The 14,686-nt window shown below is 40.1% G+C and carries 11 protein-coding genes, 6 tRNA genes and 2 pseudogenes; 3 read left to right on the forward strand and 16 right to left on the reverse strand.

Translation table 11 applies throughout. From position 1 onward, the window contains the following. Positions 1-25 precede the first annotated feature (25 nt). The 14 genes and pseudogenes from H9564_RS05040 to H9564_RS05105 all read right to left on the reverse strand — a co-directional run bounded on the left by H9564_RS05040 (position 26) and on the right by H9564_RS05105 (position 12,568). A tRNA-Leu gene (locus tag H9564_RS05040) sits at positions 26-111 on the reverse strand. Between the two features lie 57 nt (positions 112-168). Continuing rightward, positions 169-621: pseudogene (locus tag H9564_RS05045) on the reverse strand (SprT family protein). Further along, the gene (locus H9564_RS05050; RefSeq protein WP_191684424.1) at positions 614-2,791 is read right to left on the reverse strand and encodes a Tex family protein; all 2,178 of its coding nucleotides are present in this window, start codon (positions 2,789-2,791) and stop codon (positions 614-616) included. The pseudogene H9564_RS05045 and the gene H9564_RS05050 overlap by 8 nt, the downstream one beginning before the upstream one ends. Positions 2,792-2,811: 20 nt before the next feature. Beyond that, positions 2,812-3,639 carry an ammonia-dependent NAD(+) synthetase gene (nadE, locus tag H9564_RS05055; protein WP_191684425.1) on the reverse strand — a complete coding sequence of 276 codons (828 nt, stop codon included), beginning with the start codon at positions 3,637-3,639 and terminating at the stop codon, positions 2,812-2,814. 11 nt (positions 3,640-3,650) lie between these two features. Continuing rightward, on the reverse strand, positions 3,651-5,117 hold the full coding sequence (locus H9564_RS05060) for a nicotinate phosphoribosyltransferase (RefSeq protein WP_191684426.1): 1,467 nt from the start codon (positions 5,115-5,117) through the stop codon (positions 3,651-3,653). 51 nt (positions 5,118-5,168) lie between these two features. After that, complete coding sequence (locus tag H9564_RS05065; protein ID WP_191684427.1) at positions 5,169-5,870, reverse strand: GntR family transcriptional regulator; 702 nt, start codon at positions 5,868-5,870, stop codon at positions 5,169-5,171. 188 nt (positions 5,871-6,058) lie between these two features. Beyond that, the gene (locus H9564_RS05070) at positions 6,059-6,775 is read right to left on the reverse strand and encodes an aspartate/glutamate racemase family protein (protein WP_191684428.1); all 717 of its coding nucleotides are present in this window, start codon (positions 6,773-6,775) and stop codon (positions 6,059-6,061) included. Positions 6,776-6,812: 37 nt separating this feature from the next. Next, the gene (locus tag H9564_RS05075) at positions 6,813-8,462 is read right to left on the reverse strand and encodes an aspartate-alanine antiporter-like transporter (protein ID WP_191684429.1); all 1,650 of its coding nucleotides are present in this window, start codon (positions 8,460-8,462) and stop codon (positions 6,813-6,815) included. Between the two features lie 119 nt (positions 8,463-8,581). Further along, the gene (locus tag H9564_RS05080; protein ID WP_191684430.1) at positions 8,582-9,223 is read right to left on the reverse strand and encodes a hypothetical protein; all 642 of its coding nucleotides are present in this window, start codon (positions 9,221-9,223) and stop codon (positions 8,582-8,584) included. Between the two features lie 72 nt (positions 9,224-9,295). Then, positions 9,296-9,367, reverse strand: a tRNA-Gln gene (locus H9564_RS05085). A gap of 10 nt (positions 9,368-9,377) precedes the next feature. Then, positions 9,378-9,460, reverse strand: a tRNA-Tyr gene (locus H9564_RS05090). A gap of 145 nt (positions 9,461-9,605) precedes the next feature. Further along, positions 9,606-11,102, reverse strand: a complete 1,497-nt coding sequence (locus H9564_RS05095) for a peptide MFS transporter (protein WP_191684431.1) — start codon at positions 11,100-11,102, stop codon at positions 9,606-9,608. 321 nt (positions 11,103-11,423) lie between these two features. Continuing rightward, positions 11,424-12,344, reverse strand: a pseudogene (glsA, locus tag H9564_RS05100) (glutaminase A). Positions 12,345-12,495: 151 nt separating this feature from the next. Next, positions 12,496-12,568 (reverse strand) — tRNA-Asn (locus H9564_RS05105). Positions 12,569-12,720: 152 nt separating this feature from the next. Between H9564_RS05105 and H9564_RS05110 the strand changes: the two genes are divergently transcribed. From H9564_RS05110 to H9564_RS05120, 3 genes are all read left to right on the forward strand, one after another. Continuing rightward, a complete protein-coding gene (locus H9564_RS05110; RefSeq protein ID WP_191684432.1) occupies positions 12,721-13,206 on the forward strand; it encodes a flavodoxin in 486 nt (161 codons plus the stop codon). Between the two features lie 138 nt (positions 13,207-13,344). After that, complete coding sequence (locus H9564_RS05115; RefSeq protein ID WP_191684433.1) at positions 13,345-13,617, forward strand: hypothetical protein; 273 nt, start codon at positions 13,345-13,347, stop codon at positions 13,615-13,617. Positions 13,618-13,740: 123 nt separating this feature from the next. Beyond that, positions 13,741-13,947 (forward strand): hypothetical protein, encoded by a 207-nt coding sequence (locus H9564_RS05120; RefSeq protein WP_318241074.1) that lies wholly within the window; start codon positions 13,741-13,743, stop codon positions 13,945-13,947. 361 nt (positions 13,948-14,308) lie between these two features. On the opposite strand, the gene H9564_RS05125 is transcribed toward H9564_RS05120, so the two are convergent. Continuing rightward, positions 14,309-14,381 (reverse strand) — tRNA-Thr (locus H9564_RS05125). Between the two features lie 149 nt (positions 14,382-14,530). Further along, a tRNA-Asn gene (locus H9564_RS05130) sits at positions 14,531-14,603 on the reverse strand. Positions 14,604-14,686 lie beyond the last annotated feature (83 nt).

A 14,686-nucleotide genomic window follows, 5' to 3' on the forward strand; every position in this document is an offset into this window, starting at 1 on the left:
AAAAAAGTTAAGTGCTTTTTGTTAGTGCGGCCGAGAGGACTTGAACCTCCACGGTCATAATCGACCATAAGATCCTTAATCTTACGCGTCTGCCAGTTCCGCCACGGCCGCATATCAACCAACGAATATTATTATAGCAAGATACTTATTCGTTGGCAACAACTTTTTTCAATTTTTTTGAATAAAATGGTGACCACACCGACGACACACGTACCGATTAGTATTAAACCGGCGTTGGCGAACAATTTGGACCCCACATCCTGTACATTGGTAACGCCAATAATGGTGCGTTCGCCGCCTGGCCTTACTCGTTACCGGAGCATATCGTGAACCACCTACACGAGTAAGTAACTGACGAAAATCCGCACTTCAGTGATGATAATCACGACCTGTCAAGTGTAAATAATAGTGACAAAGTTCATGAAGAACCACCCGCTTTAAGTTATCCAAATCAAATTCGGTATACATTAAAGGATTAATATCAATATGGTGATCATCGAGGTGGTAACGCCCACCAGTGGTTCGTAAACGGGAATTAAAGAAGATCCGATGCAGAAATGGCCGCTGGAAATACTCCACCGACCATTTTTCAGTTAGCTCTTGTAATTGCTGATTATGCATCTGCTTCATCTTGTGGTGCAATCATTGTTAATTGAATCCGTTGGCGCTTAAGATCAACATCTTCAATCCAAACATCCACAATATCACCAACTGAAACCGCAGCGCGGGGATCCTTAATGAATTGCTTACTCATCTTTGAAACGTGAACTAGGCCATCATGCTTTACGCCAATATCAACAAAGGCACCAAAGTCCACAACGTTTCTAACAGTTCCCTGGAGTTTCATCCCCGTCTTAAGGTCATCAATCTTCATTACATCCTGACGAAGCAACGGTGCTGGCATTGAATCACGCAAATCACGACCTGGCTTTTGAAGTGAAGCAATGATATCCTTCACCGTTTCTTCACCGGCCTTTTCGGTAGTAAAGTCATCAATATTGATCTTCTTTAACTGCTCTTCAGCGGCTGACGAGCCAAGATTATCAACATTAATCTCAGCGGTTTCCATGATCTTCTTCGCAATTGGGTAACTTTCCGGGTGAACATCAGTATTATCAAGCGGGTTATCCCCGTTAACAATCCGCAGGAACCCAACAGATTGTTGGTAGGCTTTTGGCCCCAACCTTGGAACATCCTTCAATTGCTTCCGGTTAGTATACTTACCGTGTTCATCACGGTATTTAACGATATTTTTAGCAGTCGTCTTATTTAGACCGGAAATCTGGGTGAGAAGCTGGTAACTTGCGGTATTAAGGTTAACCCCGACCCGGTTAACGGCTCGCTCCACAACAGCATCCAATTCACCTGATAGCTCTTTTTTCGGCAAGTCGTGTTGGTACTGGCCAACACCAATCGCTTGTGGCTCAATTTTAACTAATTCGGCAAGTGGATCCTGAAGCCGTCGACCAATACTGATCGCACTTCGTTGTTCAACATGAAGATCAGGGAACTCATCCCGTGCCTCCTTACTTGCAGAGTATACAGAGGCACCAGCTTCATTGACAATTACATAATAAACAGGCCGCTTGATCTTCTTCAGGGTGTTCACAACAAACTGTTCAGATTCCCGACTGGCTGTTCCGTTACCGATCGCGATCATTTCAACATGGTACTTTTCAATCAGATCAATTAATTGACCTTCAGCTTTTACCCGGTCTTCTTCAGGTGCTGGCTTGTGGGGATAAATAACAGCCTTAGTAAGGAACTTCCCGTTTTCATCCAACACGGCTAACTTGCACCCCGTCCTGTAAGCCGGATCAAAACCAAGAACAACCTTTCCCTTAATTGGTGCTTGCATCAACAAGTGATAAAGGTTTTCTCCAAATACTTTTATTGCTTGTTGGTCCGCATTTTCCGTTAATTGGCGGCGAATCTCCCGTTCAATTGCTGGACCCAAGAAACGCTTATAGGAGTCAGCATAGGCCTCTTCAATCAACTTAACAGCCGCATTCTCCTTACTTGTCCGGATTAACCGAAAGTGAAGGTAATTGAGCACCGCATCATCATCTACGGTGACCTTAACATTTAGGACACCTTCCTTTTCTCCACGGTTAATTGCCAAGACTTGATAAGAACTTAATTCCTTTACTGGACTCGCAAAATCGTAGTACTGTTCGTAAGTTTTTAATTCGTCCTTTTCCTTACCATTACGCTTAACAGTAGTTACTAGTTGACCATGTTGGTTCATAAAGTTTCTTAACCAACTCCGAACAGTTGACATTTCACTAATTGCTTCAGCCAAAATTTCGTGAGCGTCATTCAAAGCATCGTCAACCGTTTTAACGTCATCATTGATGTACTTTGCCGCCTCAGTTTGTGGGTCATCGTCTGAATATGTTAATAACCAATTAGCAAGGGGAGCTAAACCATGTTCCCGGGCTACCTGCGCTTTTGTTTGCCGTTTTTGCTTATAAGGCAAGTAAAGGTCTTCAACCGTTTGGAGTTCCGTTGCAGCCAAGATTTGCTTCTCTAAGGCCGGAGTTAGCTTACCAGCTTCCTTAATCTTATTAATAACGGTTTGCTGCCGATCAAGTAATGATGTTGCGTGCCGATATTGATCATGGATTTCCTGAAGTTGAACTTCATCCAACGTACCCGTAGCCTCTTTCCGGTACCGAGCAATAAACGGAATCGTGTCTCCTTCATCCATTAACTTCAAAGATGCCTTAATCTGTGATTCACGTAGTTTTGGAAGTTGTTTACTAACTAACTTAATTGCTTTTTCGTCCATACAATCCTCCGTCGATCGTTTTACCGCCACCAAGTATCAGCGGGATTAATTGGCTGGTGACGCTTATGTTGTGTCTTCTTGTACCAGCCTTCAATTATCGTTGCTGCTTGAGGACTAACCTCTTTTCCCTCAAGGTAATCATCAATTTCTTGGTAGGAAACTCCAAGGACCTTCTCATCCGGAAGCATTGGCTTGTCATCTTCCAAATCAGCCGTTGGAACCTTTTCATACAAGTGCGCTGGAGCACCAAGGTATTCCAGCAAGGCTTTTCCTTGTCGTTTATCCAAGCCGGAGAGTGGTGTAATATCAGCACCACCATCCCCAAATTTAGTATAAAATCCAGTGACCGCTTCTGCCGCATGGTCAGTTCCCACAACGGCACCACCGTGTTCACCCGCAATTGCGTATTGGACAATCATCCGTTCACGGGCCTTAATATTCCCTTTATTAAAGTCACTAATGTTAGCACCAGCAGTTGTTAACGAATCAAGCATCGCGTCTGTAGCAGGCTTAATGTTAACCCGCATCATCTTATCAGGATGGATAAACTGGTCAATTGCCATCATCGCATCTGATTCATCCGCCTGTTCACCATAAGGTAAGCGAACTGCAATAAATTGGTAGCCTTGATCTTGCGTTTCTTGCCGAAGCTTCTCGACTGCCAATTGTGATAAGCGTCCCGCTAATGAGGAATCCTGACCACCAGAAATCCCCAGGACCAAAGTCTTCATCCCCGTCTTTTTAAGGAAGTCTGCTAAGAATTCAACCCGTTGCGCAACTTCCGCCTTTGGATCAATCTCTGGTCGCACATGAAGCGTCTCAATGATCGTTTCTTGTAAACTAGTCATTTTTCTGCCCCCTAATTATCAAGTGTTTTTACGTATTCATGGATCCGGTGAATCATATTAAGCTTATTATCATAGCACTTCTGTGACAAATCCACTGGGTAAACTTCCGGATTAAGATCGCGTTTGTATTCATCCCACAATGTATCAAGGTTTTTCTTTCGCCGTTGTCGTGTTTCTTCCAGGCTCGGTTCATCATAAACAAATTGACCGTCTTTCCAAATATCCTTTAACATTGGACGTGCCTTAAAATCATCAACATCCTTTTGTTGGAGTGGGAAGTCTGGATTAAACATATTTAATGACCGTTGCTTACGGGGATCCTCATCGTCGAGGGTGATATAGTCCCCTTCACTCTTATTATCTGCGCAGTCATTAATCCGCCAAACCTGCTTTTTCCCTGGGGTAGACATTTTACTGAGGTTATTTGAAAGCTTAATTGTATCAACCATCTTGCCATTTTCATCTTCAATGGCAACAAGCTTATAAACGGCTCCTAAGGTTGGTTGGTCATAAGCAGTAATTAACTTAGTTCCGATTCCCCAAACATCAATCTTAGCTCCCTGCATTTGAAGGTTTTGGATTGTCTTTTCATCGAGACCGTTAGAAGCATAAATCTTTGCATCCTTAAAGCCAGCATCATCAAGAAGTTTACGGACCCGCTTTGAGAGGTAGGCCATATCACCACTATCAATCCGCACACCAAGGAAATTAATTCGGTCACCAAATTCTTTGGCCACCTTTATTGCAGCTGGAACACCACTCTTCAGGGTATCAAACGTATCTACAAGGAAAACACAATCATGGTGAGTTTCAGCGTACGCCTTAAAGGCATCGTAATCATTCCGGTATGCCTGAACTAAAGCATGGGCATGGGTTCCAGAAATTGGAATTCCAAATAGTTTGCCCGCACGAACATTACTTGTTGCATCAAAACCACCAATATAGGCAGCCCGCGTTCCCCACAAGGCCGCGTCAAATTCTTGAGCCCGGCGTGAGCCAAATTCCATCACTGGCTGATCGCCAACGATCGACTTGATCCGGGAAGCCTTAGTAGCAATCATTATTTGGTAATTAATGATGTTTAATAATGCCGTCTCAATTAATTGGGCCTCGAGCATTGGTGCATCGACCTGGATAATTGGTTCATGGTTAAACACCAATTCTCCTTCTTCAAAACTCTTAATAGATCCCGTAAATTTAAAGTCTTTCAGATAGTCCAAAAAATCATCAGCAAACTGCCCCGTTGACCGAAGATATTCAATATCACTAGCCGTAAAGTGAAGGGCCTTAATATAACGAATAATATGATCCAGACCGGCAAAAACTGCATACCCATTTTGGAAGGGCATCTTACGGAAAAAAGCTTCAAAAACGGCGCGGCGATTTCCCTGTCCCTGTTTCCAATATGTTTGCATCATACTGAGTTCATAAGCATCGGTATGAAGAGCTGTACTATCATCTGGATAATTGAATTTCATTGTCTAGTATCCTCTCAAATTGAATTAATAACCAACATTGTAGCACGAATTTTACTTTTCCAAAACGAACTCAAATCGTGAACCAACATATTGGGTATGAACATATTCAAATGGTGTTCCGTCTTGTAAATATGAAAGTTGTGTCATCCGCAATAATGGGTCGCCACGTTTAACATTTAAGTAAGTTGCAATCCGTTCGTTAGCCTTGGTAGCGGAAATATGTTGAACAGCATGTCCGGGATAAAGGTGGGCCTTGTGCTCAAGCGTTTCCCAAAATGAAGTTGTTACTTCCTCTTTGCTTAATCCCTTAACTAATCTTGCTGGGATTGTTGCCACTTCAAAGCAGATTGGAACATCGTTTCCTGAACGAATTCGTTCCATTCGAATAACCTGATCGCCATCCTTTAAACCTAGCTTTTCGATTTCAACTTGGGAAGGAATCGTTAAGTGGTAAGAAATTGTTGTACTAGATGGTTCCTTACCAATTGACTTCATTAGATCCGTAAAACTTGTTACCCCCGACATTTTTTCTTGGACTTTCCGGTTAGCAACAAAGGTTCCGGACCCAACATGCCGTTCAAGAATTCCTTCATCAACCAATTCTTGGATTGCTTGACGCAACGTCATTCGACTAACACCAAATTGGCTAGCTAGTCCCCGTTCAGCAGGAATTTTATCGCCAACCTTCCACTTACCATCTTCAATATTTTCCCGTAGTTGATTATGGATTTTAATATATATCGGTGAACTCATTTTGGCTTTATCCTCCTTACACCATTTAAAACAATAATTAACTATCTACAATTGTAACATCATTTAATAGGATTAGACCAATTTTAGTAAGATTAACGAATTAAACAAAAAGGCCGAAAAACAACCCTTCTAACAAGCCCCCACCACTTAGGCTAATGGTCATTTTTCGGTTCCCTATTTTATAATTTTTATTTTTCCCCGTTGCGAATCTTTAATGCCCGCTCAAGTGTCCGATCGACAATGATTGATTGTGAATCTGCAACGGGGTACTTAGTTTCTGGATCCATCTCTTCAGCATACGAAAGTTCTGTACAGCCAAGGATAACAATATCACAGTGTTCTTCTTCGATCATCTTACGCACAAGTTCATGATACTTTTTACCATCAGAATGGCCCTTTTCCTTAATGTCATGATAGATTAAGTCCTCGGTCATTTCTTGAATTTCAGGAGTTGCCTTAACCTCTTCATAACCCGCATTTTTGATGTAAGAATCATAAATTCCAGACTTCATGGTACCGTCTGTTCCTAAAAGGCCAACTCGCTTAGCATCCGGCTTCAAGCGCTTAATTTCATTAACCGTTTCTTGAAGCATATTCAGAATTGGAACCTTCGTCGCTGCTTGTAATTCATCGTAAGAATAGTGAGCGGTATTACAAATCAAGACAAAGAATTCCGGATTAAGAAGGCTTTGCTGTTTGATATCTTCAATCAGTGCCTTAGCCGGACTAGGCTTACTATGATCAAGGATCCAGCTTGTCCGGTCAGGAACAGTCGCATGGTTAACCACGAGGTAGTCCAAATAATCCTGATCACGATGTGTTGGTGTCCGCTGATCCAAAATCCGTACGTAACTCTCAGTGGCTAATGTTCCCATTCCGCCAAGAACTGTAAAAAACTTTTTCATGACTCATAACCTCACTTTATGGTTTAACTTTAATACTTTAAGATAACAACGCGACAAAAATTGGTCCTAGTAGGGTAATACCAATATTCCCCATGATGTAAGCCGGGGTTAAGGCAGCGGCAAAATATGCCCCACCTTCAGCACCAGCCTGATCGGCAATTTCTGTCATTACAGCAGCACAGGTACCTGAACCAGTCAATCCACCAATCAAAGCTAAGGGTTCCATATGCAAGACATAACGACCAAACAATAACGTTAAAAGGTGGGGAGCAATTGCAACGACTGCACCAATAAATAGGACACCAATTCCTAATGCTTTAATCGCACTAGTAAATGCTTGGGCAGATTGGAGACCAACCGTCCCCACAAAAAGGGTTAACCCTAAGTTTTGGAAGAAGGCGGTAACCGTCGGTGGAATCGAATCATGATCCCGGTGACGTGAAATCCATGTACTCAATGCCAACCCCATTAGTAAGGCCGCAACACCATTCCCCAATTGTAACGGAATACCATTTAACTTCAATCCAAGGATTCCAAGTAAAGAGGCACCCCCAATTCCAAGGGAGAACAATGAGTAGTTAATTGCTACCGCACTCGTATGCCAACGTCCCATCTTCTTTAAGATTGCGGACGTCCGTGATGTATTCCCAGTCAAAGAAATTACATCCCCGGGCTTTAACTGGTTAAATAATTGTTCATTCCCCGTATCAGGATCTTGAATATTAATGAAAACCCCATGTTGACGCAAATGTGCTAATTGAGTTGGCTTAAAATGTTTCCCTAAAACAAATTTTCGTTCCCGCGGAGCATTAGTTGGGGTTAAGACTTCAGTTGTCCCCTTAATTCCGTGCATCTGATCAAAGTGAATTGCATAACCAATCACGGTTAGCAGATCGCCTGGCTTTAGCTTATATTCCAAGTGATCTGTCATTTCATCCCCATGAAAAGCAACTAACGCAATTATCCGGTAATGGGTCCACTTATTAAAGCCACCAATCGTTTTACCAACTAACGGTGAGTCAGGTTCAATTCGGTATGTCCGCCGCCATGTCGGGTTAGGATTTTTCGCGTGAAAGTGATACTTCCGGGCCATTAATGGTCCCCGTTTGCTTACCTTGATTCCCAAAAGTTTTGGTGCAACATCACGAAGAAAAATGATAACACCTAATGTTCCAAAAACATAGGTTAATGCATAGGCAACTGGCAACTGTGCTTCATACGTTGACCTGACTGCACTACTAACTGGCAGAGAACCAATCGTCCGCAATGAACTAGCAACAGTAGATGATTGGGTTAGTGAACCAGCAATAATTCCTGATGCAACTCCTGGTCCAATATGGAATGCAACAAATAATCCCCACGAAACAAGGAAAGCCGTTACTAACCAAAAAATACTGATAATCAGGATTCGCGAACCAAAGATTTTTAAACTGGTTAGCATCTGTGGTCCAATCCGGTAGCCCACTGAAAACATGAAGGCACCAAAGAAGATCGTTCCCAACATCTCATTTCGTGGAAACGCTCCGATCTGACCAACAATTAAAGTAACAACCAGTGTAGCCACGGTTGCACCAATGCTAAATTTACCCCCAATTTTATAATCCCCAATTGCAAAACCTAGGGCCATACAGATAAACAAGGTAAAAACTTGGTTATGAACCATAAAATGAATAATTGTATCAACCATAAGAATTTCTCTTTTTATACCTCAGACAATCCCTCAATTTTGTTATTACAACCACTCATTTTAACATTATCTAAGAGTGAAGGCTATCAACTCGACCATCTTATTTATCTTTGCGTTAATCAGGATTTTTCTAGCGTTATTAGCCACTCCTTAGTTCCCCGATCTAGTCCTGGATCAATTACTAAAGGAAATGGTTTAAACAAGATTGCAATCTGCTGCCAGTTAATTTGACCATTTTTGTAAATGGTTTGAAGAAGTCGTTGTTGTGTTAATTCTCGAATCTGGTTATTTACTGGCCGGTTCAAAAACGTCATAGCGGTTGCCTTAGTTGCTAGTTCTTCCGCAACCATTTTAGTTAACTCTTCTTTACTAATTGTTCCCGAAACAAAAATTTGTTGCGTTAATGGAACACTAGGAACCTCACGTTGAATAAAATGTTGGAGGTCTTCCCAGCCATCAATTATTTGACGGTAAAATTGCCAAGGAACACGGCTATTTAACTTTTTAAGTAGATCTGGAATGGTACTTTCTAAATCTAAACGTTGTCCCTGACAAGTGTTCAAAATTTCAATTAAAAATCGTTGATTACTCTCTTGAATCTTCTTTGCTAATTTCTTCTTACTTGTTAGATTAAATCGTAAAACGACATAGTCAACAAATTGATTATCATCGATTGCAGACTGGTGAGAATGCTTTTTTACTTTAAACTGGTTTAATTGCTTTAGTCGACTTGACTTTGCAAACTGCCCTTGTTTAGGCATTGTATTTTCTCCTTTACATAATTTCTTGATAAACAAAAAAGCCACCAACCAAACAGTTGGTGACTTATGCAGTTGGGCTAGCTGGATTCGAACCAGCGCATGACGGTACCAAAAACCGTTGCCTTACCGCTTGGCTATAGCCCAATAATAAAAGTGGAGGAGGGTGGATTCGAACCGCCGAACCCGAAGGAACGGTTTTACAGACCGTCGCGTTTAGCCAGACTTCGCTACTCCTCCATCACAACGTGAAAGTTATAAGTAACAATCAACGTTTATTATAATATCGAACTTTAGCTAAAATTGCAAGAACTTTTTGAAGAAAATTTTTAAAAAATAAGAAGCTGAGAAAACAAAATCGTTTTTCCTCAGCTTCAAGCTATTATTAATCTACTCCGTCCATTAATCCATGGATCTTCTTAACGAAGAACATCAGGATAATTCCGAAGACAATGCTTACAAGACCCACAGCAATGAAGTATGGAACTTCAGTTGCGGATGAGTAGTACTTAACAATTTGAGCGTTAACAGCTTGACCAGCTGAATCGGCTAAGAACCACATACTCATCATTTGTGACTTAAATGCTTTAGGTGCAAGCTTAGTAGTCACTGACAAACCAATTGGTGAGATTAACATTTCACCAATTTCAACAATGAACCATGAACCAACAAGCCAGAATGGACTAACCCGTCCTGCTGTCCCAAACATCATCCCTGGTAATGCCATGAGAATATAGGATAATCCGGCAAAGACAAGACCAGCGGAGAACTTACCAGGAGCACTTGGTTGACCCTTCCAATGATCCCAAAGGGCAACGAATACTGGTGTTAAAAGCATAATGAATAATGGGTTCAAAGTCTGGAAGTTAGCAGCAGCAAAGTGCCAACTACCAATATGAAGAACTGTCCGTTGTTCAGCAAACAATGCTAAAACAACTGAACCTGATTCTTCAATTGCCCAGAAGATTGCCGCAGCAATGAAAAGTGGAATATAGGCAAGAACACGTGACTTTTCAGGCTTAGTAACTTTCTTTGAATTCAACATCATAATGAAGTAGTAGATCGGTAATGCAATCGCAATAAAGGTAATGATGTTGATAATGTTGTTAATATTAAGTTGACCCATTGCAGCTAACAAACCAAGAACAACAACTAATACAGCTACTCCAACACAAGTCCAAATAATAATTGGCCGTAAATCATCTTTTTCGATCGGGTCGTTAGGATATAAGCTGTCCTTTGAAAGGTACTTTCGACCATCCAAAGTATATTGAAGTAAACCAAAGAACATCCCGATTGCAGCTAGTGAAAAACCAGCGTGGAAGTTCATTTCGTTACCAAACAAATGAAGGCCAAAACCATTAGCAGCCCACGGAACAGCCCATGGAGCAACAGCAGCACCCAAGTTAATCCCGAAAACAAACATACTGAATCCAGAATCACGCCGTTCATCATCTGAGCTATATAAGCCACCAACCATTTCAGAAACGTTTGGCTTTAATAAACCAGTCCCGGCAACGATTAATGCGATTGAAATATATAAGGCTGTAACACCGGCTGGTAATGATAAGGCAATGTGCCCAAACATAATTAACACACCACCGATAAAGACGGTCTTACGAGAGCCCCAAACACGGTCAGAAAGCCAACCACCAACAACACTTGAGAGGTAAACTAACGAACCATAGATTGACATGATTGAAGCAGCAGTAGCTTGGTCCATGCCCAAACCACCCTTAGTGACAGCGTAGTACATGTAGAATAGCAGGATTGCCCGCATTCCGTAGTAACTAAACCGTTCCCACATTTCAGTGAAGAACAGTGTGGATAGTCCTCTTGGCTGCCCGAAGAAGGCTGTATCCAAGTTTTTCTCTTTACTCATATAATTCCTCCAAATAATATCTTCAGGAGATAAATTAGGTGTAAAAGTTAATTAAATTAAGAAACTTTCACATTAAAATTTCAGAATATAACTATTATAGGCGTCTATTTGGTAGTCGTCAATTCAAAAATAAATTTTTGATGAGAAAAACATGTTTAAACACTCGTCTCCACACAATTAATCAAAGCCCCTCATGTTATTTTTTTAGAAATATAACATGAGTTCGTTAAGAATATTAAGAATAGTGTCTGATGTGGCCTAACTTAATAAAGTTAATCTCATTTTCAATTTAAAGGAACACTAAAGCCACTTTCTTAATAGCTAATACCTAAATAAATCTACTTTTAATTCGCAGCCAAGTTCGTTTAGAGCACTTAACCCCGCAATACTATTACCCACGTCATCTAGTGGTGGATTAAAAATCCCAATTCCGTATTTACCTGTCGCAGCACTCATTAAGCCGCCACCAACACCACTTTTAGTTGGAATTCCAATAATTGCAGAATATGTTCCGGACTCATTATATAGTCCCGTAGTCATCATCAAAGATTTGGTGTATGTTGCCGCTTCACTTGAAATCAACCGTTCATTGTCCCATGGTTTAATTCCATCATTTGCCAGAACCGCCCCTAGGTTAGCCAGCTCTTCTGCCGTCACCATCATTGAACACTATTTAAAGTAAATTTTTAAACTTGTTGGTACGTCCGCTTTTAGTATCTTCTTCGCTTTGAGATAATATGCTAAAGAACGATCCATATTACCTGTCCGTTCTTCCGACTCAAATATTTCCGTACTAAGTGTAATCTGCGGGTCATGACAAATTTCACGAGCAAAACGAATGAGCTGTTCAAACGGCTGCATGTTATTTACTGCCTTTAAAAGCGACGTTACTTCGATTGCCCCCGCGTTAACAAATGGATTCAGTGGGTGATTGTTCCCCTCAATCTCTAAATTTAAAATTGAGTTGAACGGAAAACCAGTTTGGCGGGCACCAACACGCTGGGTAACATAATCCATTCCTAATTGTTTTACCGCATATAAAAAAGTAATGACCTTTGAAATACTCTCGATCGCAAATCGTACCTGTGAGTCACCAACTTGTTCTATATCATTTTCTTTAAGATCATAAATTGCGATTCCTAATTGATTTGGTTCAACTTTACCTAGTGCAGGAGTATAGTCAGCTACTTTTCCTTCTTTAGTTTTAGCTAAATTATTTTTTATTATTTGTTCTAAATTCAAGCGAACCACCTCCTAATTGGCATAATACGTGATTTAAATAAAATAGCAAAAGAAATGCATTTTATCACAATCAAGATAATTAATTACTTAATATAATAAAAATTTAAAATAAAAAAAGCGCTAGCCAGAATAGCTAACGTTTTTATCATGACTCCGGCAGTCAGACTCGAACTGACGACAACCTGATTAACAGTCAGGTGCTCTACCAACTGAGCTATGCCGGAATAAGAAAATATCAAAGATAAATCTTAACAACAATAGTTATTATACAAGATAACATTCTAAGTAGCAAGAAGAGATTTAAATTAATTAAAAAATTCCCGCAATTTGCGATATAATGCTTATAAAAAGTAAGAAATTTTAAGGAGGTAATCCCATGGCAAATACTTTAGTTCTCTACTACTCCGCTACTGGTACAACGAAAAAAGTAGCAGAAGAAATTGCACAAAAGTTGAATGCTGATATTGCGGAAATTCATCCAGTAAAGCCATACTCAAATGAGGATCTTAATTGGCATGATGAATCTACACGGGCGACTGTAGAACAGAAACAAGAACATGACGGTCGTGTTCCAATTAAAGATGATCTACCTTCGCTTGATAATTACGATAACGTTATGATTGGTCACCCAATTTGGTGGGGAATTCCACCACGTCTTATTGCCGCAACCATCGATAAACTTGCATTGAATGGCAAAAATTTGGCAACCTTTGGGACCTCCAGTAGTACAGGCTATGATCGCGCCCAATCTAATATTGAACGAACAATTAAAGAAAATAATTATGAGGTTAAATTAAATCGGGGAGACGTTCTCAATTCTCAATCAGCTATTGATAATTGGCTCGCTTCATTGAACTTCTAACTATCCCCTACTTAAGGTAATGCATGAACCTGATCCATCATTGGGTTCATGCATTTTATTTTCTGTTTTTTGACCAGTAGTCAGTATTCCCAAACGAGTATAATAATATTAATGATTAATTCTAAAAGGGGCTAAATCATGCGGGAAATTCCAATTAAGCAAGCACATGCAATCCTTAAACGTTTTCTAAAAGGAAAAGGTATTCAACAAATTCAATTATTAACAAAGAAAAAAGACCGCTCCTTAAGTGTTAAAACAAATAAAGGTGAATTAATGATAATTGAGCAAGGATACGTCGATAAAATTACCAACTACTCATTAAATAATGGAGAAGCCAAGCACGCATTAATGACCGCGTTTAAACGAGAATTCCCCCGGAGTCACCAATTATACTTAAATCAAAGAGGCTAAAATAAAACGCAGATCGAGTTTAATGAACATGGCTGTAAACCTTTTTTCAAAAAGCATCGGCAACAAAAAGAAATAATTAAGGAATCAATTAATACAGCAGTTGAGAGAGAAATTGCAACAGGAATGACTAAAGTTAAAGTGGCTACCAAAAAGAAGATCGCTAAACAAACTATTTATGAGTTTCGTTTGAATCTTGGTAAGCTTGGTTCAGCACGATTAGCTTTTTCAGCAACGCAAAATCGAGTAATAATTTATTTCATCAGCAGTCATCTCCAAAAATCAACATTCAGTCATGAATTTGAACAAGTAATTGACAAAATTGATTACTAATAAACTCATTATTACTATTCATAATCATTATTCACTAAATCTACTAAATAAAATAACAGCTAATCAAGAATTGATTAACTGTTATAATTCTATCCAAGTAAATTAATATAAAACATTAAATTAAACACACTGGAAATATCACCACAAATCATTGATATATCAGCGTTAGTAGTCTCCTCAAAATTGGTCTAAACACACTGAGCCATATTGGCATTTCAGTGTGTTTGCTAGTGTGTTTGAAACAGTAATTCAGAACATTTCAGAACCATTCACTTTACTTCTTAAGTGTACAAAAAAGCCTACAGATTAAGCTTTGGTGGCTTTTTCTGTAGGCTTCCGAACTTTACTAAATTCTATCTAGTGCTAACTAGAGGAGTCGAACCTCCGACCTTCTCTTTACGAGGGAGATGCTCTACCAGCTGAGCTAAGTTAGCAAATAATCAACGTTTATTATTATATCATGACAATAAACGAGTTGAAACACCTATTCTTAATTTTATCTAGGTGATTTTTTAACAGGTGTTGTCTTAATAATGAAACAAAAAAGCTGTTAGCCCAATAGCTAACAGCTTTTTATCAATGACTCCGGCAGTCAGACTCGAACTGACGACAACCTGATTAACAGTCAGGTGCTCTACCAACTGAGCTATGCCGGAATAATAGCGTGGCAACGTCCTATCCTCGCAGGGAGCGATCCCCCAACTACTTTTGGCGTGTTGAAGCTTAACTTCTGTGTTCG

This window comes from Limosilactobacillus avistercoris (assembly GCF_014836425.1).
Classification (GTDB): Bacteria; Bacillota; Bacilli; order Lactobacillales; family Lactobacillaceae; genus Limosilactobacillus; species Limosilactobacillus agrestimuris.

Coding starts and splice junctions, on each gene's coding strand:
- nadE (WP_191684425.1), bottom strand. CDS start 3,639: ATGACTAGTTTACAAGAAACGATCATTGAGACGCTTCATGTGCGACCA.
- H9564_RS05070 (WP_191684428.1), bottom strand. CDS start 6,775: ATGAAAAAGTTTTTTACAGTTCTTGGCGGAATGGGAACATTAGCCACT.
- H9564_RS05050 (WP_191684424.1), bottom strand. CDS start 2,791: ATGGACGAAAAAGCAATTAAGTTAGTTAGTAAACAACTTCCAAAACTA.
- H9564_RS05120 (WP_318241074.1), top strand. CDS start 13,741: ATGACTAAAGTTAAAGTGGCTACCAAAAAGAAGATCGCTAAACAAACT.
- H9564_RS05080 (WP_191684430.1), bottom strand. CDS start 9,223: ATGCCTAAACAAGGGCAGTTTGCAAAGTCAAGTCGACTAAAGCAATTA.
- H9564_RS05075 (WP_191684429.1), bottom strand. CDS start 8,462: ATGGTTGATACAATTATTCATTTTATGGTTCATAACCAAGTTTTTACC.
- H9564_RS05065 (WP_191684427.1), bottom strand. CDS start 5,870: ATGAGTTCACCGATATATATTAAAATCCATAATCAACTACGGGAAAAT.
- H9564_RS05115 (WP_191684433.1), top strand. CDS start 13,345: ATGCGGGAAATTCCAATTAAGCAAGCACATGCAATCCTTAAACGTTTT.
- H9564_RS05095 (WP_191684431.1), bottom strand. CDS start 11,102: ATGAGTAAAGAGAAAAACTTGGATACAGCCTTCTTCGGGCAGCCAAGA.
- H9564_RS05110 (WP_191684432.1), top strand. CDS start 12,721: ATGGCAAATACTTTAGTTCTCTACTACTCCGCTACTGGTACAACGAAA.
- H9564_RS05060 (WP_191684426.1), bottom strand. CDS start 5,117: ATGAAATTCAATTATCCAGATGATAGTACAGCTCTTCATACCGATGCT.